The sequence below is a fragment of the Penaeicola halotolerans genome, from assembly GCF_016464625.1.
GTDB classification, from domain to species: domain Bacteria; phylum Bacteroidota; class Bacteroidia; order Cytophagales; family Cyclobacteriaceae; genus Penaeicola; species Penaeicola halotolerans.
Window position 1 is genome coordinate 395,910 of sequence record NZ_JAEAGO010000002.1, and the last position, 21,645, is coordinate 417,554.

The following is a 21,645-nucleotide window of genomic DNA, read 5'->3' on the forward strand; positions in this document are numbered from 1 at the left end:
TTTCAAATTACTTTTATTTGTTCATAGCCACAAATCACATGCATCAAATAGCTACCATCTTAAAAGCACATCAAGCAGATATCAAGCCTATCATGGGTCAAGCGCTGTCTCAAGATCGAACAATGAAAATGGATTTTTCTCCCACTAATGGTGACCTTGAGAAGATAGATCTTTTAAATACGATCGCATTTGACGCCTATGTCAGTGAGCTTTTGGCCAAAGAGCAAAAAACTTATGGTGTGGGAGGCTACATGGAGAAGCGCGCGATCTATCAGCGAAGTGAGGTTTTTCTGACAGATCCTGGAGATTTTAGAAATATTCACTTGGGAGTAGATATATGGACCACTGCGGGACATCCTGTGTACGCCCCATTGGATGGGGTAGTACATAGCTTTCAAGACAATGCAGGTTTTGGCAATTATGGCCCTACGATCATCTTGGCACATAAGCTTAGCAATTTCACCTTTTTCACGCTATACGGACATTTGTCTTTGATTGACTTAAAGGGCCTAGCCGTAGGCAAGTCTATCAATGCTGGAGATGCTTTTTGCACGGTAGGACCTCATCCAGAGAACGGTCATTGGCCACCGCATCTGCATTTTCAAGTGATGACAAGTATGCTCAATATGACAGGTGATTTTCCTGGTGTCTGTAGAGAAGAAGATCAGGAGTGGTTTAAGCTAATTTGCCCTGATCCGAACCTGATCCTCCTGTCTGAGGTTTTATAAAGGAATCAAAGACAAACCTATGAAGGACCAATCAAGCTTTATCAAAGAACTTAGCACATTCAGAAAAACCCTACATCAATACCCAGAGGTAGCTGGTGAAGAGCAAGAGACCGCGAAAAGAGTGGTTGATTTTGTCAAAGTGTATGAGCCCGATGAGGTTATTTCTCAAATAGGTGGACATGGTGTGGCTTTTGTCTTCAAAGGCGAAAAGCCTGGGAAAAACACCCTAATCCGAGCAGAGTTGGATGCACTCCCTATCAAAGAAGCCAATGATTTTGATCATCAATCTTGTGTGGTTGGTAAGTCGCACAAGTGTGGGCATGATGGACACATGGTGATGGTGGCTGGACTTGCCAAACAGCTACAAGAAAATCGGCCGAAACGAGGTAATGTCATTTTACTTTTTCAGCCTGCTGAAGAGACAGGGCAAGGAGCACAAGCGATGGTGGTAGATGAGCAGTTTTTAAAACTACAACCAGACTATGCCTTTGCGTTACACAATCTCCCGGGCTATCCTACTGGTCAAGTATTATTGAAGCAAGGTGCCTTTGCAGCGGCTTCTCGAGGGATGAAAATCTATCTCAAAGGCAATACGTCTCATGCGGCACACCCAGAGGATGGGAATAGTCCTGCACTGGCTATGAGTCAGCTGATAGTAGGATTAGAAAAACTCCCTGATGCTTTTAAGAAATTTGCTTTGGTGACAGTCATTCATGCTCAGTTGGGTGAAGTTGCCTTTGGGACTACTCCAGGAGAGGCTGTGGTCATGGCTACATTGCGTAGCTTTGACGATGATACGATGGCAAAGCTCGTAAATGTATCGGAGGAGCTTGCACGAAGGATCTGTCGAGAGAAAGGGCTAGAAGTTTCATTTGAATATGTAGAGGATTTCTCAGCAACTATCAATGATGCAGAAGCGCAAGAAATTTTGGTAAAAGCAGCAAAAGATCTATCGATTGATACACGTACACTTACAAATCCATTTAGGTGGTCAGAGGATTTTGGCAGGTTTTCTCAAGTGGCAAAGACGGCCATGTTTGGTTTGGGTGCGGGGGAGAAGACTCCTCAGCTTCATGATAGTGCTTATGATTTTCCAGACGAATTGATTCCTACTGGATTGAGTGTATTCGGCCAAGTGATCACATCACTTCATTATTAAATTTTTCAATTAAAAATTAGAACATGTTTTCTACCTCTTATATAGAGATCAGTAAATACAATTATAAAAAGAACCTAAAGTTTATCAAAAGTCAGATCGGTGATCAGACACTATTTTCCTCCGTGATCAAAGGCAATGCATATGGTCATGGGATCGAAAATATGGTAGAAATCGCAGAGTGGGCAGGGATTCGTCACTTTTCTACTTTTTCAGCAGATGAGGCACTTCGTGCTTTAAAGTCTTCTCACAAAAAGTCAGAAATCATGATCATGGGGATGATTAGCAATGAGGAGTTGGCTTGGGCTATAGAGCATGGCGTATCTTTCTTCGTCTTTGATAGAGACAGGCTGGAGCAAGCTATCAAGCTCGGTCAGAAAATGGGCAAAAAGGCAAAAATCCACCTTGAAGCGGAGACAGGTTTTCACCGCACTGGATTTGAGCTTAAGGAGATGGAGAAAGTTTGTGACTTACTAAAGGGCTGTCCTGATGCCTATTCATTGGAGGGACTTTGTATGCACTTTGCTGGTGCTGAAAGTATAGGCAATTACTTTAGGATACAGCAGCAGATCAAGTCATTTACTGAGTTTGAAAAGTTGCTGCAGCGGTTGTCGCTTAAACCAAAGCATGTTCATATGGCCTGTTCAGCAGCTGCGCTGACATACAAAGATACGGTTAGAGACATGGTGCGTATAGGAATCGCCCAATATGGTTTTTGGCCCAGTCCAGAGACGTATATGCATATGTTCAAAGAGATAGAAATGAAGAATAAAAATCCTCTAAGACGACTAGTCACTTGGAAAAGTAGTGTGATGAGCACTAAAGAAGTTCAAAAGGGGGAGTTTATTGGCTATGGCAATAGCTACATGGCGAGCACTAAGATGGAAATCGCGATAGTCCCCGTAGGTTATGCTCATGGCTATAGTCGCTCACTAAGTAATACAGGAAAGGTACTGATCCGAGGTAGGATGGCACCAGTGGTAGGTACTGTTACAATGAATGCGATAGCCGTAGATGTAACGGGTTTTACGGTAGAAAAGGGTGATGAAGTGGTATTGATAGGTAAGCAAGGAAAGGCAGAGTTGACAGTTGCCTCTTTTGGAGAGTCTTCAAGTCAAGTCAATTATGAGCTGTTAACGAGGTTGCCAGACGACATCCCAAGATTTATTGTAAAGTAGTTTGCGGTATAAACTATCTATTTCTTGTAAATCAAATAATCCTTCAGTGCAGAGAGATATTCGCTAAAAGCACTGACCCCTGCCTCTTCTATTCTTACGATTGTCTGAGGGAGATTGCCGTTGAAAGTTTTTATCAAAGAGATGTAACCTGCTTGCTTGAGTTTATTCAACTGTACACTAAGATTGCCCGAACTAGCGCCCAGCTCATTTTTCAGATAGACGAAATCAGCTTCTGATTCACTCATCAAGATAGACATGATGCCCAGCCGCAGTTGAGCATGAAGCAGTGGGTTTAAGATTTTGTATCTCATGGTATAAATATAAATTAGTTTATAATATAAACCAAATATATTTCTTAAGCTGCTGTAGCATCAATAAACACCCATCCGTCTTGATATCATGAAAAAGAATATGAGCTTTTTGTGGATACTATTATGTATGTGCCTCATGGCATGTCAGAGAGAGAACCTTTATTTCACTGATGATGATAGGTTGTTCTCACATACTTGGCAGCTTGTCCAAATCCAAGGTAGAAAACTGGATGCTTTATCAAATTCAAATTTGAGATTTGACAAAAGGACGAATGAAGACCTTATCTATTTTGGAGCATTTGGAGTGTGCAATCAGCTTTTTGGTAAGGTAGAGATTACCGATACTTTAGGCGGCATTTCATTTTCAAATGTAGGGTCCACTTTCATAGGCTGTGATAAAGTGTCCCAAGAGCAGTTCTTAGCAAACACATTGCAAAACGTAAAGTCATATAGATTGACTGAAGGTTTTCTGATGCTTCTTGATAGAAATGGCGTAGTGAGGCTCACATATCGTCAGACTGAAGCTTCATGAGCTGCTTTAGTCTAGCAAGGCCTTGATATCATCTTGGGTTAGATTTTTCATAAAGCCTTCTTCTGTACTGACGAGTTCGTTGGCGAGTCGGAGCTTGTTCTCTTGCAGGCTCATGATTTTTTCTTCTACAGTATCCTTGGTGATGAATTTGTATATGAAGACTTTATTTTCTTGACCTATACGATGCGCACGGTCTATCGCTTGCGCTTCCACTGCAGGATTCCACCATGGGTCAAGTAGGAAAACGTACTCAGCTTTAGTCAAGTTGAGACCTACACCACCTGCTTTGAGGGAAATGAGGAATACTTTGACCTGCTCATTGTTTTGAAACTGCTCTACTTGATTCTGGCGATCTTTGGTCGTACCATCAAGATAAGCAAAAGGAATCTTCTCCTCTTCAAGGTATGCTTTGACGATGGCTAAGTGCTTGACGAACTGACTAAAGACGAGCACCTTGTGTCCTTCGGAGATGGTTTCTCCAAGCATATGGGTGATATCTTCTAACTTCCCAGAGCCACCAGTATAATCAGGGTCTGTCATTTTAGGATGGTTGGCTATCTGGCGCAGCTGTGTTAGACCTCTTAAGATCATAAATTGAGAACCTTTCATGCCCTCTTTTTCTAGACCTTCCAAGATCATATTGCGGTAGTAGGACTTCACTTCTTCATAAGCGCTCTCTTGCTCCGGAGTCATAGATGAATACTTGACTAGAGAGACTTTTTCTGGGAGATCAGTGGCTACTTGAGATTTGAGTCGCCTCATGATGAATGGCTTGACGATCGCATGTAGCTTTTGAGCTTTTTCACTGTCACTCTTTTTCTCTATTGGAAGCAGAAACTGATTTTTAAAGAAACTCTGATTGCCTAGCAGGCCAGGATTGATGAAGTTCATCTGAGACCAAAGATCCAGCGTAGTGTTCTCCACAGGAGTACCTGTCAGGATCAGTCTAAACTTAGACTTGAGGTGATTGACAGACTTAGAGATGATCGAGCCGGGATTTTTGATTGCCTGTGATTCATCTAATATGATGTAGTTGAAATAAAACTTGCTTAGCAATTCGGTATCGAGTCTGACGATACCATAGGAAGTAAGTACCAAGTCGTATTTTTCAAACTGTTTACTGTCTTTGATACGATGTGTACCTGTATAGACAAGTATGCGAAGATCAGGGGTAAACTTACGTGCTTCGAGCTCCCAGTTGTAGATCAGTGAAGTTGGCATGACCAATAGCGAGGCCTGCCTATGTTCATTTAGTTCTTTCTCAGACTGTAGCAGGGCGAGTGTTTGCACGGTCTTACCTAGACCCATGTCATCAGCTAGACAGCCACCAAATTTATATTCCTTAAGAAATCTGAGCCAGTTATATCCTGCTTTTTGATAGCTTCTGAGCGTACCCTTAAAGCCTTTTGGAATATCGTAATCGGTGATTTGCTCAAAGTCACGAAGTTTTTCTAGCTTACGATCTAGTGTAAGCTCGATTAGATTACCTTCTTTAAGTTCTTGTGCTAGTGCTAAGTGATACTTTTTGAGAATGAGCTTATCGCTGTCAGGGGCATTTTCTAGGAATGAGAATATCTCGCTGTACTGTGTGAACCACTCTTCTGGAATCACTGCAATTTCTCCATTTGGAAGAAGGACTTCTTGTTTATTTTGTACGAGCTGTTTTCGCAATTTCTCAAAAGGAATCTCAAACTCTCCAAATTTCACGATGGCATGCACATCAAACCAATCGATATTTTCAGAGATTTTAATCTCAATAGATGATTTGCCTAGAAAGTATTTTTTGCCTTTGTCAGTAGTGGACTGATTGATCCTAAATCCAGCTTTCTCCAGTGCTTCTCTGTGATCGTTTAGCCAAGAAAATGCCTTTACTTTAGGCCAGCAAAGTCGGGTATTTTTGATAGGAAGCCCTACCTCTTTGAGATAGTCCCCATAGCTTTTTTCCTTGAGCTGATCCCTAACGATCTTGTAGAAGACATAGTTATCTTCAAGTTTTTCTAACTTGACTGATGCCGCCTGTTTTTGTGATTCCTTGAAGGTGAAGCGGCCATAGTTGAAGCTCAGATCAAAAACTATCTGGTCATCATTGGTATCTTCAGCTGAAACATTTTCTTCGAAGAGAGACAAACTTTTGCTATTTGCTGGAAGATCCTGAAAGGAAAGAATCGGCTGAGGATTATGCCTTTCAACTTGTATATCGAAGCCCTTGGCATACACATCGAAGGAGGCGACTAGCTGAGTCACAAACTTCGCATAGTAGGTCTCTTCAACTGTACGAGGGATTAGGATGAACTTCTTATTCAAAAATGGAATCAATTTCTTCCCGTCAACTTCTTTTTCGAAGCTATAGAGCTTTCCTTCTATGACCATCCAAGCGGGCTCTTTGCAGATGAGATATGATCCTTTGTACTGCCAGTCTAGACGCTCATCATCATATTTGAGTGTTGGGAAATAATGCGTGTTGTCCTCATTTCGTCTGAAATGAAAAAGTACGGTTGCTTTTTTTGGCATGATCTGAATTTCACGCCAAGCGGGATTGCCATCGTTTCCCATTTCAAAAAGCCGCTTACCTGCAATGAGCTGGAGGATCATCGCACGTTTGTTTTCAAGGTAAGTCTCTATAAGTCCCTTGATCTCGGCATTTCCTTTTTGCTCGTCATATATTTTCTCAAAAAACTCTCTGGGGCGTACTTTTTTATTGTAAAAGCGCTTCATAACAGCATCCTGCTGCATAGAGTCCATGAGCTCGATCAGCTTGTAGTCATTTTCATCTAGTCCATCAGCAAATTCACGAGCATTTTTGGCAGAGATATTTTGATTCATGAGCGTGAGTCGTCCTTTATCATCTACCTGCACCACAAAGGACTCAAACAGTAAGCCTAAGAACTCATGGTCAAAGATGGAGTAGATGATCTGAAAAGGACTATTCGGAGAAACGTTCATGTTGTGAGTAAGCTATCGAAGCTGATTTTTTAAAAAGAATTCTCAAATCAATCCGCAAAATAAGGATTAATTTGAAATGGCAGGAGAAAAAAATCAAAAAAGCTTATAGCTGCGAGATGGGTTCTACTTTGGCAGCGATAGCCGCAGGTCTATATGCAGCTACTAAGGTGATGATGATGACAGATAGCGAAGTGAAAACAAAGTCCAAAAGCTCCATTTTCACAGGATAGCTATCCAGTAGAGAGCTTTGAATACCTAGTGATACGAGCCCATAAGTATCTTGGATGTAGCAAATAAAATAGCCTAGCGACAAACCTAATGCAGCACCGCTAAAGGCGATGATGGCTCCTATTTTTCTAAAAATTTGCTTGATCTGTTGATCTGTGGCGCCCATGGCTTTGAGAATGGCCACGTCTTTTTTCTTTTCTATCCCGAGCATAGATAGTGAAAAGAAAATATTGAAAGATGCTACAGCTAGGATAAAACTGAAAGTAATATAAACAAAGAGTTTTTCGATCTGAATAGCCTTGAGTAGAGAGGAGTGTTGTTCGTCTGCATTTAGTACGGTAAACTCAGCGCCAAGTGCTGATTTAAGTGCCGACTGGACGCTTTTGATTTTAGATGCTGTAGAGACTTCTACTTCTAGCGCAGTACGCTTTCCCTCATAGCTCATTAGAGACTCCGCAAAAGCGATGGGCACGATTACATAATTGTCATCAATTTCTTTTTCTAGTGCAAAAAAGGCGTTTGGTTTGATACTGCTCACCTCATAGAGCGTACTAGGATCGATGCTACCAGCCCTAGCTGTGGCTTTTGGATAGAAGACCTGCAGGACACTAAAGTCATTGTCAAGCTCAGCCCCTAGTCTGTAAAAGATGCCTCTGCCCATGATCGCATATTCTTTATTGCCAGACTGAAGGGCATATTTTCCGATGAAGATACCGTTTTTTAGCCTTTCTTGCTGGATAAACTCCTCAGAGACTCCTTTGAGTGTAGCGACTACTTGAGCGTTATTGTATTTGAAGAGTGCGTTGTCTTCGATGACTTCTGCCACAGATGAGACGCCTTCAATGGCTTTGATCTTAGATTTAAGCGAATCTGTATAGAGGAATGATTTGCCTACTGCTGGGCTGATCTTGATAGGCGCATCGAAGGCACTGTACATGGTCTTGATGCTGGTCTCTATTCCATTAAAAACCGACAATACGATGATCAGCGCCATCGTCCCCACCGCTACACCTACCATGGAGATAAGTGTGAGGATACTGATGAAGTTTCTCTTCTTTTTGGAGAGAAAGTATCGGTTAGCTATGAAATAGGTAAAATTCAAGGCAGAAATATTAGTCTTCCTCCTCTTCGTCTTCCTCAGGGGCTGGAGGAATGTCAAGCCCCGCTAGGAGTTTTTCGATATGGTCTGCATACTCTCCAGAGTCATCTAAGAAGAAAGCGAAGCTCGGTACGATGCGCACTTGCTTACCTATACGAAGACCTAGATGCTTTCTGATTTCTGATTTGCGCTCACCGAGAGCAGTCATCGTCTCTGCGGATTTATCACTAGGCAAAAAACTCAAGTAAAACTTAGCAAAGCTAAGATCTGGACTCACTTTAGTATCTTTTACAGTGATCAATACCTTACCAAAGGCATTGCTCATCTCTTTTTGTAAGATTTCTCCTAATTCTTTTTGGAGCAGTTTGGCGTATTTCTGTTGTCTTGTACTTTCCATTGTCTTGCAAATATTGCATATTTTTTAGTGAAATTCTTGTCAAAGCTTTAATTTCGTGCTGATTGAGTTCCTTTGTCCACCTTTCTCACACGCCATTTTGTTACGTTTTTTTAGAATCAACGACCCTTTCAGATTGATCTTGATATTTCTGATCTTATGTATATCGAGAGGGCTTATCCTATGGCTTGGTGTACCGCTAAGCATCCCTGAACTTAACTGGCTAGTGATCGGTGAGCGAATGAGCGATGGACATCATCTTTATACAGGTCTAGTAGATGATATCGCGCCACTTTCTGCTACGGTTTACTGGATACTTTATACGCTCTTTGGCAAGTCTGTAGTGGCTTATCACTTGCTAGCTATTTTGATAGCCGCTATACAGATCGTTACTTTTAATAATCTTTTGATCAAGTATAAATCGCTGAGTGAAAACACCTATGTGCCCGCACTGGTCTTGACTCTATTGTACTTTGTCTCTTTTGATTTTTTGATGCTATCGCCAGCTTTTATGAGTTTGACACTGGTCATATTGGTATTGGATTACTTGTTAGAGATCATTCAGACCAACCGGGCTAGTCACTACAATGTGCTTATTTCAGGCTTGCTCTTGGGTATAGCTACCCTTTTTTATCTACCTGCGGGGGTATTGCTCTTGGTAGTTATCTTATCTTATTTGTTCTACACAGGCAATGGCTTGCAGTACTACCTGCTTTTTATAGCTAGTTTCATTCAGCCACTATTTGTTGCAGGGTTGTACTATTACTGGATAGACGGCTTTGAGGAATATGCCAATTACTTTCTGATTGGTTCACTGACGATCAATGCTTATGAATACGTCACTTTAGACCTTTTCCTATTCATCTTTGGTCTACCAACGATCTATTTGTTTTTAGGTTTATTCAGCACGCTATTTAGTGCTAGAGGCACGGTAAATCAACAAAAACAGAAGCAGATTTTTTTGATGTTTATGCTAGCGATGGCGCTTAGTGTCTTTTTGGCCAATAAGAAGACCCCTTATCAGTTTATATTGATGCTGCCTGCTGTAGCTTTTTTCATCACCAATTTTTTATTAAATATCAAAAGAAAGCTCTTCAGTAGCATTGCTTTTTATCTCTTTGTACTGGGCATGTTGGGTAATTTTTACTTTTCCAAGTTTGTCTTTTTTAGAGAGTTTGATGACGCATCTATCAGTAGTTTTTTTGTGTCAATAGATGAGAAATATCAACGGTATGCTGGCAAGAAAATCTTGGTCATCGGAGAGGATCTCAATTATTATCAAAATGCCAAATTGGCTACTCCATATTTAGAGTATAGACTTACGAGACAGCTACTAAATGATACCCAAGATGTAAAAAACTTACTGGCGATCATAGCAGCTTTTGAGGCGGATATGCCAGAAGTAGTGATTGATGAAAAAGGGCTTTTCCCAAAGCTTAGAGAGAGTATTCCTCTGCTAAACGAAAGGTATCAGCGATCTTTGACAACAGCTGATGTATATTTGTTAAAAAAGGATTAGCAAGGGATTTTATCCACACGCTTTTGATGTCTACCTCCTTCAAAATCTGTGGTGAGGAATGTTTCAACCATTTTCTCAGCCATCTCATAACTCACAAATCTAGCGGGGATACTAATGATATTGGCGTCATTATGCTGACGAGCGAGCGCAGCAAGTTCTTCATTCCAGCAGATGGCAGCCCTGATTTTTTGATGCTTATTGGCGGTGATAGCTACGCCATTGCCACTACCGCAGATGATGATCCCTAGGTCATGTTCGCCTTTTTCCAAAGCGATACAAAGTGGGTGTATGTAGTCCGGATAATCTACTGAAGCTTCTGAGTCAGTACCAAAGTCTCTGACTTCATGACCTTTTGATTTGAGATAGTTGATGAGGTCTTTTTTGTACAAAAATCCCGCATGATCTCCTCCTATGGCTATTTTCATTTGTTTTGGCTGTTAGATGAATACTATTTGTCTAAGCTAAATCTTCTTTTCTTTTTCGAGAGACGAATCTGGCTACAAAGATACCTACTTCATATAAGAACATCATCGGAAATGAAATCAGGAGTTGGCTGATCACATCTGGCGGGGTGATGATGGCAGAAACAATCAAGATAACTACAATAGAGTGCTTTCTATAAGTTTTCATCGTGACGTCAGTAATCAAGCCCGACTTGGCTAAGAAGTATACCACGATCGGCAGCTGAAACATTAGTCCGCAAGCAAGTACCAGCATAGTAAGGGTATTGACATAGGATATGATGTCAAACTCATTGAGTATGGCAGCATCTACCTTGTAGTTTCCTAGGAAGTTGATAGAAAGAGGTGCTACTATGAAATAGCCGAAAAGCACGCCTGACAAAAAGAGTAAACTCACAAAAAAAGTAGCTCCTCTGGCGGCATTACGCTCTTTTGGATATAATCCAGGACTGACAAATCGCCAAATTTCCCAAAACACATAAGGAAAGGCCAAAACAAATCCAAGAACTACAGAGGTAAGGATATGCATGGTGAATTGCCCTGTCATATCTCGGCTTTGGATCTCGAAAGATAACTCACTGATGCAGAGCGCAGGAGTCTCTAGCTTCACCGCTAAATCACATAGATACTGATAGGTAATAAAGTCGATCTTAGAGGGACCTAAGATGACCACTCCCCATACAAAATCCACCAACAAGAAAGCAGCGATCGCAATGACTACAATCGCAATCGCTGATCTGACGATATGCCACCTGAGTTCTTCTAAGTGGTCCAAAAAGGACATTTCCTTTTCGTCCTCATCATGTAATTGATCTGCTGCTGGCAAGGTAACTTAGTTTATTAGTATAGTGGAAACTGTGTCATCCACTTGTTTACTTCTGATTTAAGCGAAGCTAAGGCTTGCTCATTTTCATGGTTGGTCAGAGCCTGGTCGATGAAACTTACAATCTGCTCCATGTCTGATTCTTTCATGCCTCTAGTAGTGATGGCAGCAGTGCCTATCCTCATACCTGAAGTTACAAATGGAGACTTATCATCAAAAGGCACCATGTTTTTATTGATAGTGATATCAGCCTTGATCAAGGTATTTTCAGCGAGCTTACCTGTCCAGCCTTTAGAGCGGAGGTCGATGAGCATGAGGTGATTATCTGTACCGCCAGAGATGATGTCATAGCCTTTGTCTATAAAAGCTTTAGCCATTACTTGAGCGTTTTTCTGTACTTGCAAGATATACTCCATGTATTCATCTGAGTAAGCTTCTTCGAAAGCAATCGCTTTGGCAGCGATGATGTGCTCCAGAGGGCCACCTTGTGTACCAGGGAATACAGCAGAGTCTAAAAGTGAGGACATCATGCGTACTTCACCTTTTGGTGTCTTGAGACCAAATGGATTTTCGAAATCTTCGCCCATCATGATCAAACCACCTCTTGGCCCGCGAAGGGTTTTATGCGTGGTAGTCGTGACGATATGACAAAATTCTAACGGATCGTTTAGCAAGCCTCTAGCGATCAGTCCTGATGGATGAGATATGTCTGCTAGCAATAGAGCACCTACGGCATCAGCGGCTTCTCTTAGTCTCTCATAATCCCAATCTCTACTATAGGCAGAAGCACCACAGATGATAAGCTTTGGTTTGATTGCTTTTGCTTTTTCTACTACCTTATCCCAATCGATAAGACCAGTTTCTTTCTCCACACCATAGAAGTGTGGCTCATATAACTTACCAGAGAAGTTGACAGGTGATCCGTGTGTGAGGTGACCGCCATGTGCTAAGTCAAAGCCAAGGATTCTATCACCAGCATTAAGACAGGCTAAAAATACAGCGGCATTGGCTTGTGCGCCAGAGTGTGGCTGTACATTGGCCCAAGAAGCACCAAAAAGTCTTTTGGCTCTGTCAATAGCTAGTTGTTCTATCTCATCGACTACTTCGCATCCACCATAGTAGCGTTTGCCAGGTAGGCCCTCCGCATATTTATTTGTCAGCACACTACCAGCTGCCTCCATCACTTGTTTTGAAGTGAAGTTTTCTGAGGCGATCAATTCTATACCGTATGTTTGTCTATGCTCTTCCTTCTTGATGAGGTCGAAGATTACTTGGTCTCTCTTCATGCTTTTGGATTTTCTGATGGGAGCCAAAGTGTGATTATATCCTTTTGGCACATGGCTTCAAAATTAAGTTAAAGGCACTTATTATCCAATTGGAAATGTACTTATTAGCGGCTCTGGATTACGAGATTTTCATAAGGTCAAAGCTTTGGTCAAGATATGAAATGAATATTTTATCTTTGCTTTATGAAAGGCACATCACTGACTTTATTTTTAGGGCCTCAGGGGAGTTTTACCCAGCAAGCGGCCAAGCGGCTGATGCCTAAAGCACATCTCAGAGAAGCGGGTTCTATAGAGGAGATATTTGAATTGCTAGACAAGCAAAAAGATACGTATGCAGTAGTACCCTTGAGAAATTCACTAGCAGGAGATGTCAGTGAGACCGTAGCGCTTCTACAGCGGTATCCTATGGTCGAGATCGAGAGCTCACATGTACTGAAGGTTTCGCTTTGTTTGGCAGCAAATGCTGCTGAACCCGTAGAAGAGATCTATTCCAAGGATATCGCTTTTGAACAGTGCAGTGTTTTTTTAAAGGTGAATTACCCTCATGTAAAATTGACTAAAGTAAACTCAACTTCAGAGGGCGCTAAACTAGCTACTGAAAATCGTCATACGGCTGCGATATGCTCAGAGCTAGCAGCTAATACTTATGGCCTTAGCGTATTAGCAAAAGATATTCAAAACAATCAGGATAATCAAACAACCTTTATCCTCATCCGCTCTACATAAAAAAAGCCGAACTCATCGTCCGGCTTTATATTTCTAGTTCGTTGAAAGCTTATTTACCCTCTCCTCCTACTGCGATCATCGCGCAACGGAATCCAATCGTAGCCGTAGCTGAATCTCTGTGCATATACCTTCTAGTACCAGGTGCTAGCCAATAAGCAACATCTGACCAGCCTCCACCTTTGTACACTTTAGAGTCATCACTGATGGTCATTCTACCTGTATAGTCTCCTTGTACGTCTCTTCTACCGTCTCTTCTGACAGGGTTGAGATCATCAAAGTCTTGGAATGAAAGTGGACGGTAGGTATCATATACCCACTCATTTACGTTTCCAGCCATATTGTAAAGACCGAAGTCGTTTGGCATAAACTTGTATACGTTGTCAGGGATGATCTCTCCATCATTGGTGATGCCACCAGCTATACCACCGTAGTCACCTCGACCTCTTTTAAAGTTGGCTAGGAAGTCACCTTGCTTGTTTTTCTTGTTGATAGTGTATGGATTTCTAAGGCCTCTACCATCCCAAGGATAGATACGTCCATACTCTTGATTTTCTTCGAGGTACTGCGTACCGATCATACCTTTGGCAGCATATTCCCACTCTGACTCAGTAGGTAATCTGTACTCAGGTAATACGAGACCTTGCTCGATGAGTTGAAATTTATTTGGCATGGCAAAAGGATCGGTAGGGTCTACTGCGGCTGTAGCAGTGGTATCAGGCCCACCTCTTCGGCCTCTTCCACCAGAACCTTCATTCATCACTTCAAATACTTTCTTTGTTCTCCACTTGCTGTAGTCCACTGCTTTAGCCCATGATACACCCACTACTGGATAGAAGTTAAAACCTGGATGTCTGAAGTAGTACTCTACATACATGTCATTGAAAGACAGCGGAGATCTCCATACGTTAGTATCAGGAAGATTGTCTCTGTAGAGCTTATCATTAATTTTTTTGAGATCATTGAGAAATTCTCTGTAGTCAATATTAGTCACTTCAGTCTCATCCATATAAAATGAAGCTACTGTGACTGTACGTTCTACGTTATCTCTGAGGCCCATGACATCAGATTCTTGTGCTCCAAGTACTGTACGACCACCTTGTATGTAAATCAACTTAGGACCTACTACTTCACCAGCTACTCTTGATACTTGAAAAAGCGAAGAATCTCTACCGCTTAGGTCATATCTAGCACCTGTAGAAGCACTATATCCACCTGGATTACTAGCAGTTCGGATATTATCCTTCTTTAAAAAACAACCCGTCATCATAGATGCCACTAGGACAAATAAAAATCCGGTTTTAATTGAATTGCGAGTCGAGCTCATTTTCATGACAATTTAAGGTTCAATTCAAGTTGCTAATATAGAATTATGTTTATGATAACACAATCAATGATAGCAGCTAAAGGTCAAAATTAATCAAAATTAGTTATAATTTAACATTTCCCTTGCGATGGAAATGGCCTGATTTACAGTGTTTACTCGCTCAAAGCTGATGATTAAACGCTTCTTGTGTTCTTTTATTTTACTATGCCTTGCATGTGCTGAGACGTATTTGATGATTTTGTTAAATGTCTCCGATTTAAAATAAGCTTCATTTTCTTGGCCGAGGACATAGCACTTCATCATTTCATTTTTAATAGACAGTTTTTCAAAGCCTAATTGCTCAGCTACCCATCTCAGTCTCACGGTCTCTATCAAGTCTTGTACCACATCTGGCAAAGGTCCAAATCTATCTTTTAAAGTAGTGATAAACTTGGTAATTTCATCCTCCGTTTTGATGTTGTCTAGCTTTGAGTATAGGCTCAATCGCTCAGAGATATTGGATACATAAGACTCTGGGATCAATATCTCTAGATCAGTCTCTATCACACAGTCTTGTACTAAGATCTTTGTTTTCTCCTTTAAATCTTGCTCAAAGAGATACGCAAACTCGTTCTCCTTCAGTTCGGTGATCGCCTCGTCTAGAATCTTATGATACATGTCAAATCCAATATCTGTAATAAAGCCGCTTTGCTCTGCTCCAAGCATATTACCTGCACCACGGATGTCTAAGTCTCTCATAGCTACTTTGAAGCCATCACCTAGATCAGAGAACTCTTCTAGCGTCTGTAGTCGCTTGCGTGCTTCTATGGTGAGGACCGAGGTTGGCTGCGTGAGCAAGTAGCAGAAAGCTTTTTTGTTGCTTCTACCAACCCGACCCCGCATTTGATGGAGATCAGAGAGGCCAAACATATGAGCCCTGTTGATCATGATTGTGTTGGCATTTGGGATATCAAGTCCAGACTCGATGATGTTTGTCGAGACTAGCACATCATATTCGCCTTCTATGAATTTGACCATGATATTTTCTAGCTTAGCCCCATCCATCTGCCCATGAGCTACTGCTATGCGGGCATCTGGCACCATGCGCAGGATGAGATTTCCGATCGCTTCGATATCGCTGATTCTATTGTGTACAAAGAATACTTGGCCGCCTCTCCTCAACTCAAAAGAGATCGCATCTCTGATGATCGTCTCATCAAAAGTATGGATTTCTGTGGTCACAGGCTGTCTATTAGGTGGTGGGGTGGCAATCACGCTGAGGTCCCGCGCGCCCATGAGAGAAAAATGTAGCGTGCGCGGAATAGGCGTGGCTGTCAAGGTTAGCACATCCACATTTACCCGCATTTCTTTGAGTCGGTCTTTTACTTTTACACCGAACTTCTGCTCTTCATCGATGATGAGGATACCTAGGTCTTTAAACTGTACATCTTTATTGACTATGCGATGTGTACCTACTAGGATGTCCACCTGTCCATCTGCTACTCTTTTGAGTATTTCTCTGATTTGCTTGGCTGATTTGAAGCGATTGATGTATTCCACTACTACAGGGAAGTTAGCTAGGCGCTCACTAAAAGTACGGAAGTGCTGCATGGCCAGGATAGTCGTAGGCACGAGCACTGCAGCCTGTTTTCGATCATTGACCGCTTTGAAAGCGGCACGAATGGCTACTTCCGTCTTGCCAAAGCCAACGTCTCCACAGACAAGCCTATCCATAGGATAGTTTTTTTCCATATCAGCCTTAACATCTGCTGTAGCCTTGGCTTGATCTGGTGTGTCTTCATATAAAAAGGAAGATTCTAGCTCTGCTTGCAAGAAGCCATCCGCAGTAAATGCAAAACCAGGAGAGGCCTTTCTCTTAGCATAGAGACTGATCAGGTCTTTGGCGATGTCCTGAACCTGTTTTTTAACTTTGCGCTTTTTATTATCCCAGTCGGCAGAACCTAACTTACTCATGGCTGGAGGAGTGCCTTCTTTGCCAGAGTACTTACTGATCTTGTGTAGGGCGTGAATGTTTACATAGAGTAGGTCATCATCTCTGTAGATGATGCGTAGTGCTTCTTGCATTTTGCCTCCTACGTCTACTTTTTCCAGCCCAGCAAATCTCCCTACTCCATAGTCTACATGCGTGATATAGTCTCCAGGCTGTAGGGTTTTGAGTTCTTTGAGTGTGAGTGCCTTGGACTTACTCGCACGCTCTTTGACTTGATATCTGTGGAATCGCTCAAACAATTGATGGTCTGTGTAGCAGACGAGCTTGAGCTGTTTATCTACAAAACCTTCTCTGAGAGCAATCCCTAGCGTCTGCACTTGAAGAGTCGGATCTAACTCTTCGAATATGGTGAGGAGCCTTTCGATCTGCTTCTCGGAGTCGGATAGCAAGATGTTGGTGAAGGACTTGCGTTCATTTTCTAGTAGGTTTTCTACCAGTAGCTGAAAATTTTTATTAAAAGAAGGCTGAGGCTGCGCCTCGAACTGGTGAATAAAGTCTGCTTTTCCAATGAACTTATTACCAAACTGAACTTGCTTGAAGTTATCAGCCCCTTTTTGAAAAGTTTTAGCTGTTTCAAAGAGTGCACTAGGCTCGAGTACAATGGCCTTTTTGGTTTTTTTCTCTGAGATCTCTTCAAAGCGATCTTCTGCTTTTTCAAAAGAGGTGTTGAGTACATCATGTAGGAGCTCGAGATCTTTGTGCCAGATGATGGCATCGCTCGGTAAAAAGTCCAAAAACGACTGTCTGACTTCGTGTAGCAGCTTAGTTTGAACATTGGGGATGATGCTGATCTCTGCTACTTCATCGCTCGATAACTGTGTGTCAGCATCAAATAGGCGGATGCTTTCTATTTCTTTACCAAAAAGCTCCATACGGTATGGCTGATCAGTAGCATAAGAAAAGACATCGATGATCCCTCCTCTGACTGCAAACTGTCCGGGCTCATAGACAAAGTCAGTTTTCTCGAAGTCATAGCTATTGAGGAGTTCAGCTAAAAATTCGATATCAACTTTTTCTCCCTTGTGTGCCTTGAAAGTATTAGCGGTTAGGGCTTTTTTGTTGATCACTTTCTCAGTCAGTGCTTCAGGATAAGTGACGATGAGCTGATTTTGTACTTTGTTTCCACTGATTTGGCTGAGGATCTCTGCTCGCATCAGGATGTTAGCATTGTCTATTTCCTCGGTTTGATAGGCGCGCTTATATGAGCTAGGAAATAGATGGATTGTTTTTTCTCGTCCAAATAACTGCTGCAAGTCATAGACAAAATAAGCCGCTTCTTCTTTGTCCCGACAGATGATGAGGTGGAAGCCTTCGTTCAAAGTGTAGACAGCAGCTGTAAGCACAGCATCTAGACTTCCCGAAAGTCCTTTGAGTTGTGCGGATTTGATAGAAGAGGTTTTGAGCTTCTCAGCGATGGTTCGGATCAGACCATCAGCAGTGTATAGTGAGATAAAATCCTGAGCGTTCAAACTTTATGATTGGTAAATTGAGTGGCAAATTTAAACTATATAAATGGCGATACCTTAGAGAAAGGTTTAAGATTTGATGAAATAATTTCTAAGGAATGAGAACTATAATAAGCGTAAGAAGTTTATGTGCATATGAATAAGCCAGTAGCCAAATCGTCAGAAAAAGAGCGCCTCAGCACCTTTGAGCGCATAGAGCGGATGCATCCGTTTCAGACGATCATCTATTTGGCTATGTTTGGTAGTGGGTTGATATTCTTATTCTTTGTTATTGCCTTTTTATTATCACAGCCAGATGGACTGGTTTTCAATCGTTTTTATATCCCGAAGGCTTTCATAGCAAGTTCTTTTGCCATATTGATCTCCAGTTATACGGTCAGTAGATTACGTTTATTCTATGTGGAGGATAATATTCGACAGTTACTGATCTATACAGGAGCTACACTGATACTTGGCTTAGTTTTTACTTTCTTACAGGTTTTAGGTTGGAAAGAGCTAGATGATATGGGGATCAAGTTCAATGGCTTGCCTAGTGGGAGTTTTCTCTACATTATTTCAGGCATACACTTGGTGCACTTACTTGGCGCATTGATTTTTGCTATTTCTTTGTTTTTGAGAGTTCTCAAAATAGCTGTAGATCCTGTAGACACTTTGATCTTTGCTACCAATCCTTTTGATCAGTTAAAGATCAGACTTTTTGCTACTTACTGGCACTTCATGGATGCGCTTTGGATCATTTTATTTTTCGTTTTTCTATTAAGTTTTTAAAGCATTCAGAAAATCAATTCATTTCATATTCCTTCAATATTGTTGGTCATCAAACTATAAAAATTCAGGCTGACAGAAATTTCTCCGTCAGCCTGTTTTGTTTTTTGAGGTCAAAAAATTAATTCAATCTGCTGCGCTCTTCGTCACTACCGCTTCTAGAGTTGACATTGAATTTCTCTCCTTTGTTGAATCTATATCTGAGGGTAACACGCACTCCCTGCTGACTTCTATACTGTCTAAAGCTCGTATCGATCTGTTCAAAATCTACTGCTCCACGGATTTTTTGTGTTCTGAAAAGGTCTGTAGCATTTACCGCAATGCTGTATTTGCCATCGGCAAAGCTCTTGTTCAGTCCTAGGTCTACCCAACCAAATCCGCTAATGGCAAGCTGACCATCTTGAAAAGGACCTACATACATACCCATCAGTTCTACTTTGAAGCCCTTTGGCAAGTTGATGTTGTGCTGACTGCGAATGTTGAAAGAGGTCTGGCTCACTTCCAGTAAATCTTCGCCTATCTGTGACTGGAACCTACTGTGGAATGTCTCGATATAGTTGCTCACACCCCACCACTTCGTGATGTCGACTGGGATCATAAAGTTGATATTATAGAAACTCGCATTATCTAGGTTGGCCATGCGCAGACGACTGGTTTTAGTCTCTTCGTCTTGGTACATCACTTGGTTAAAGATATCTGTTGTGCGACTATACCTTAGGGTCACCTGATAGCTGTTTTTAAATACTTGAGTGACTTCAAAATTGCTAGAAAACATCGGTCTCAAATTCGGATTACCTTCCTCAGTAGTCAACGGATCTATGTAAAACACATAAGGATTTAAGCTACGGTAGTTTGGTCTGGTGATCCTTCTGTTGACATTGTAGATGATCTTATAGTCAGGCGTGATTTGCTGCTGTACAAATACACTTGGAAATAAGCTTACATACTGTTGTCTATTGAGTTGATTGAGCGTGATCGACTCACCAGTGATATCAGAGTACTCCGCTCTAAGCCCGAGTTGTGCACTGACTTTTTCCCCCCAATTGGTATTATAGTTACTATATGCCGCTAGGACATTTTCAGTGTAGATAAACCTATTGCTATTAGGATCAGTGATCCATGGCTCATTAGGTGTTCTTCTGCTAAGGTCAAGGTTATTGTCAGAGTTGATCCAGCTGCCTTTTAGTCCCGCAGCAAATGACTTTCCTTTAGCAAGTGGTTTGCTGAAGTCAACTTTAGCGGTAAGGATGCGATAGTCCATATCATTGATCGTACGGATATCATCTCTATCAGCATTGGCAAAGTCCTCATTGACCCAGTAGCTATTAGCTAGTATGCCATTGCTAGAGACGCGCATCTTAGCCACATCTATGTCCGAAGTAAGTCTAGTACCCATCGTATCAAGTTTGCCTACATAGTGGAAGTTGGCAAAGAGACGGTTATTGTCCTGCTGATTGTCATTGAGTGAGCTGATACGATTGATGTCTGTAGTGTTGGGATTTGTGATTGTAGTATTAGAAATAGCATCTACTCCATTGTCAAAATTTGCCCAAGACACATTCGTTCCTACACTGTGCTGATCATTTATCTGGTAGTCGAGCCCACCATTTGCGATGACGTTAGACCTGTTTTCATCAAGTCGAGTAGCCTGATTGAAGCTAGCGACTCCTTCTGACTGTTGGAAATTTCTAGTGATATTGAGGTCATTGAATACATTGTTTTGACCCGCATTGAGACTTGTCGTATAAGTCCATTTATTATTTTTGATATTTAGCGAGGCACCAGCATTACTTGAATACAGACCGTTATATTGTCCACCGACAAAAGCACTTCCATTCATACCGTTGAGTGTGTTTTTCTTCAATACGATATTGATGACACCTCCTGCGCCTTCAGCGTCAAACTGTGAGCCTGGATTGTTGATTACTTCTATACTCTTGAGATTGTCAGCAGGCATCGCTCTGAGGAAATTGGCTAGATCGGCTGCACTCATGTAGGTAGGGCGCTCATCGATCATGACGATGACACCTGCACGGCCATTGAGTTTGATATTGCCATCTCCATCGACAAATACTCCAGGCGATCTTCCGATCACATCTAGTGCATTGTTTCCTTCTGCCATCACGGTACCTTCTACATTGACCACCGTTCTGTCGGCTTTGATAGTGACTTCTGGTCTTGTGCTAGAGACGGTGACTTCATTGAGTAGCTCAGCGGACTCTTTGACTTGGAGTATGCCAAAGTCCTTTTGGCTACCTGATGTGAGTTTCATCGTTTCAGATTGGAAAGTATCAAAGCCAATAGCGCTGACCTTGAGTATAGCCTCTCCTGTATAAGTAGTCTTAAGAGCAAACTTACCCGATTCATCAGAAACCACTCCAGTGATGAGTGATTGGTCGGAATTTTTGATCAAAACCACATTGGCAAATGCGACCGCTTCGCCAGATTCAGTTTGTAGTGTGCCAGATAGCAAACTCTCTTGCTGGGCATGGCTAGGTGTAGTCAATTGAAAACTGAAAAATAAAACTACACAGCTTAAAAATTTTGATAACATGATTTGCTTGCTTTGAAAAGTGAATGATTTCTCTGCTAGCTGAAATATTGATGCCAAAAAATATTAAACAACTGTTAATCAATGATTTATATAGTTTTTTAAAAAATTAACTGTCCAAAAAGCGGACATCTTTTCGGACAGTTGATCTGATTGATTTAAGCA

At 41.6% G+C, this 21,645-nt stretch carries 17 protein-coding genes; 7 read left to right on the forward strand and 10 right to left on the reverse strand.

Annotation, left to right across the window (positions count from 1 at the left end; all coding sequences use genetic code 11):
• Nucleotides 1–38: 38 nt before the first annotated feature.
• Genes I5349_RS06030 through alr form a run of 3 tightly spaced genes read left to right on the forward strand, consistent with a single transcriptional unit; the run spans nucleotide 39 to nucleotide 3,062 of the window.
• The gene (locus tag I5349_RS06030) at nucleotides 39–728 is read left to right on the forward strand and encodes a peptidoglycan DD-metalloendopeptidase family protein (protein ID WP_226389843.1); all 690 of its coding nucleotides are present in this window, start codon (nucleotides 39–41) and stop codon (nucleotides 726–728) included.
• Between the two features lie 19 nt (nucleotides 729–747).
• Nucleotides 748–1,887 carry an amidohydrolase gene (locus tag I5349_RS06035; protein ID WP_226389844.1) on the forward strand — a complete coding sequence of 380 codons (1,140 nt, stop codon included), beginning with the start codon at nucleotides 748–750 and terminating at the stop codon, nucleotides 1,885–1,887.
• A 23-nt stretch (nucleotides 1,888–1,910) separates the two neighbouring features.
• The gene (alr, locus tag I5349_RS06040) at nucleotides 1,911–3,062 is read left to right on the forward strand and encodes an alanine racemase (RefSeq protein WP_226389845.1); all 1,152 of its coding nucleotides are present in this window, start codon (nucleotides 1,911–1,913) and stop codon (nucleotides 3,060–3,062) included.
• Nucleotides 3,063–3,079: 17 nt separating this feature from the next.
• On the opposite strand, the gene I5349_RS06045 is transcribed toward alr, so the two are convergent.
• Nucleotides 3,080–3,373: a winged helix-turn-helix domain-containing protein gene (locus I5349_RS06045; RefSeq protein WP_226389846.1), complete on the reverse strand. Its 294-nt coding sequence runs from the start codon at nucleotides 3,371–3,373 to the stop codon at nucleotides 3,080–3,082.
• A gap of 136 nt (nucleotides 3,374–3,509) precedes the next feature.
• Here I5349_RS06045 and I5349_RS06050 point away from each other — a divergent pair, with 136 nt between their 5' ends.
• Complete coding sequence (locus tag I5349_RS06050; protein ID WP_226389847.1) at nucleotides 3,510–3,905, forward strand: META domain-containing protein; 396 nt, start codon at nucleotides 3,510–3,512, stop codon at nucleotides 3,903–3,905.
• 6 nt (nucleotides 3,906–3,911) lie between these two features.
• Here I5349_RS06050 and I5349_RS06055 read toward each other — a convergent pair whose 3' ends face one another.
• The 3 genes from I5349_RS06055 to rbfA all read right to left on the reverse strand — a co-directional run bounded on the left by I5349_RS06055 (nucleotide 3,912) and on the right by rbfA (nucleotide 8,572).
• A complete protein-coding gene (locus tag I5349_RS06055; protein WP_226389848.1) occupies nucleotides 3,912–6,848 on the reverse strand; it encodes a DEAD/DEAH box helicase in 2,937 nt (978 codons plus the stop codon).
• Nucleotides 6,849–6,951: 103 nt separating this feature from the next.
• Nucleotides 6,952–8,178 carry an ABC transporter permease gene (locus I5349_RS06060; RefSeq protein ID WP_226389849.1) on the reverse strand — a complete coding sequence of 409 codons (1,227 nt, stop codon included), beginning with the start codon at nucleotides 8,176–8,178 and terminating at the stop codon, nucleotides 6,952–6,954.
• Nucleotides 8,179–8,188: 10 nt separating this feature from the next.
• The gene (rbfA, locus tag I5349_RS06065; protein ID WP_226389850.1) at nucleotides 8,189–8,572 is read right to left on the reverse strand and encodes a 30S ribosome-binding factor RbfA; all 384 of its coding nucleotides are present in this window, start codon (nucleotides 8,570–8,572) and stop codon (nucleotides 8,189–8,191) included.
• A gap of 133 nt (nucleotides 8,573–8,705) precedes the next feature.
• Here rbfA and I5349_RS06070 point away from each other — a divergent pair, with 133 nt between their 5' ends.
• Nucleotides 8,706–10,088 (forward strand): glycosyltransferase family protein, encoded by a 1,383-nt coding sequence (locus I5349_RS06070; RefSeq protein ID WP_226389851.1) that lies wholly within the window; start codon nucleotides 8,706–8,708, stop codon nucleotides 10,086–10,088.
• Here I5349_RS06070 and rpiB read toward each other — a convergent pair.
• Genes rpiB through glyA form a run of 3 tightly spaced genes read right to left on the reverse strand, consistent with a single transcriptional unit; the run spans nucleotide 10,085 to nucleotide 12,658 of the window.
• On the reverse strand, nucleotides 10,085–10,513 hold the full coding sequence (gene rpiB / locus I5349_RS06075; RefSeq protein ID WP_226389852.1) for a ribose 5-phosphate isomerase B: 429 nt from the start codon (nucleotides 10,511–10,513) through the stop codon (nucleotides 10,085–10,087). The genes I5349_RS06070 and rpiB overlap by 4 nt on opposite strands.
• Before the next feature lie 31 nt (nucleotides 10,514–10,544).
• Nucleotides 10,545–11,333, reverse strand: a complete 789-nt coding sequence (gene tatC / locus I5349_RS06080; RefSeq protein WP_226390151.1) for a twin-arginine translocase subunit TatC — start codon at nucleotides 11,331–11,333, stop codon at nucleotides 10,545–10,547.
• Nucleotides 11,334–11,389: 56 nt separating this feature from the next.
• Nucleotides 11,390–12,658, reverse strand: a complete 1,269-nt coding sequence (gene glyA / locus I5349_RS06085; RefSeq protein WP_226389853.1) for a serine hydroxymethyltransferase — start codon at nucleotides 12,656–12,658, stop codon at nucleotides 11,390–11,392.
• Nucleotides 12,659–12,841: 183 nt separating this feature from the next.
• Between glyA and I5349_RS06090 the strand changes: the two genes are divergently transcribed.
• Nucleotides 12,842–13,384 (forward strand): prephenate dehydratase domain-containing protein, encoded by a 543-nt coding sequence (locus tag I5349_RS06090; RefSeq protein ID WP_226389854.1) that lies wholly within the window; start codon nucleotides 12,842–12,844, stop codon nucleotides 13,382–13,384.
• A gap of 49 nt (nucleotides 13,385–13,433) precedes the next feature.
• Here I5349_RS06090 and gldJ read toward each other — a convergent pair whose 3' ends face one another.
• Nucleotides 13,434–14,714, reverse strand: coding sequence for a gliding motility lipoprotein GldJ (gene gldJ / locus I5349_RS06095; protein WP_498366192.1), 1,281 nt, complete (start codon nucleotides 14,712–14,714; stop codon nucleotides 13,434–13,436).
• Between the two features lie 93 nt (nucleotides 14,715–14,807).
• Nucleotides 14,808–18,167 (reverse strand): transcription-repair coupling factor, encoded by a 3,360-nt coding sequence (gene mfd, locus I5349_RS06100; protein WP_226389856.1) that lies wholly within the window; start codon nucleotides 18,165–18,167, stop codon nucleotides 14,808–14,810.
• A 132-nt stretch (nucleotides 18,168–18,299) separates the two neighbouring features.
• On the opposite strand from mfd, the gene I5349_RS06105 reads away from it, so the two are divergent.
• Nucleotides 18,300–18,932, forward strand: coding sequence for a cytochrome c oxidase subunit 3 (locus I5349_RS06105; RefSeq protein ID WP_226389857.1), 633 nt, complete (start codon nucleotides 18,300–18,302; stop codon nucleotides 18,930–18,932).
• A 118-nt stretch (nucleotides 18,933–19,050) separates the two neighbouring features.
• Here the strand turns inward: I5349_RS06105 and I5349_RS06110 are convergent, their stop codons facing one another.
• Nucleotides 19,051–21,483, reverse strand: coding sequence for a TonB-dependent receptor (locus I5349_RS06110; RefSeq protein WP_226389858.1), 2,433 nt, complete (start codon nucleotides 21,481–21,483; stop codon nucleotides 19,051–19,053).
• Nucleotides 21,484–21,645: the final 162 nt, after the last annotated feature.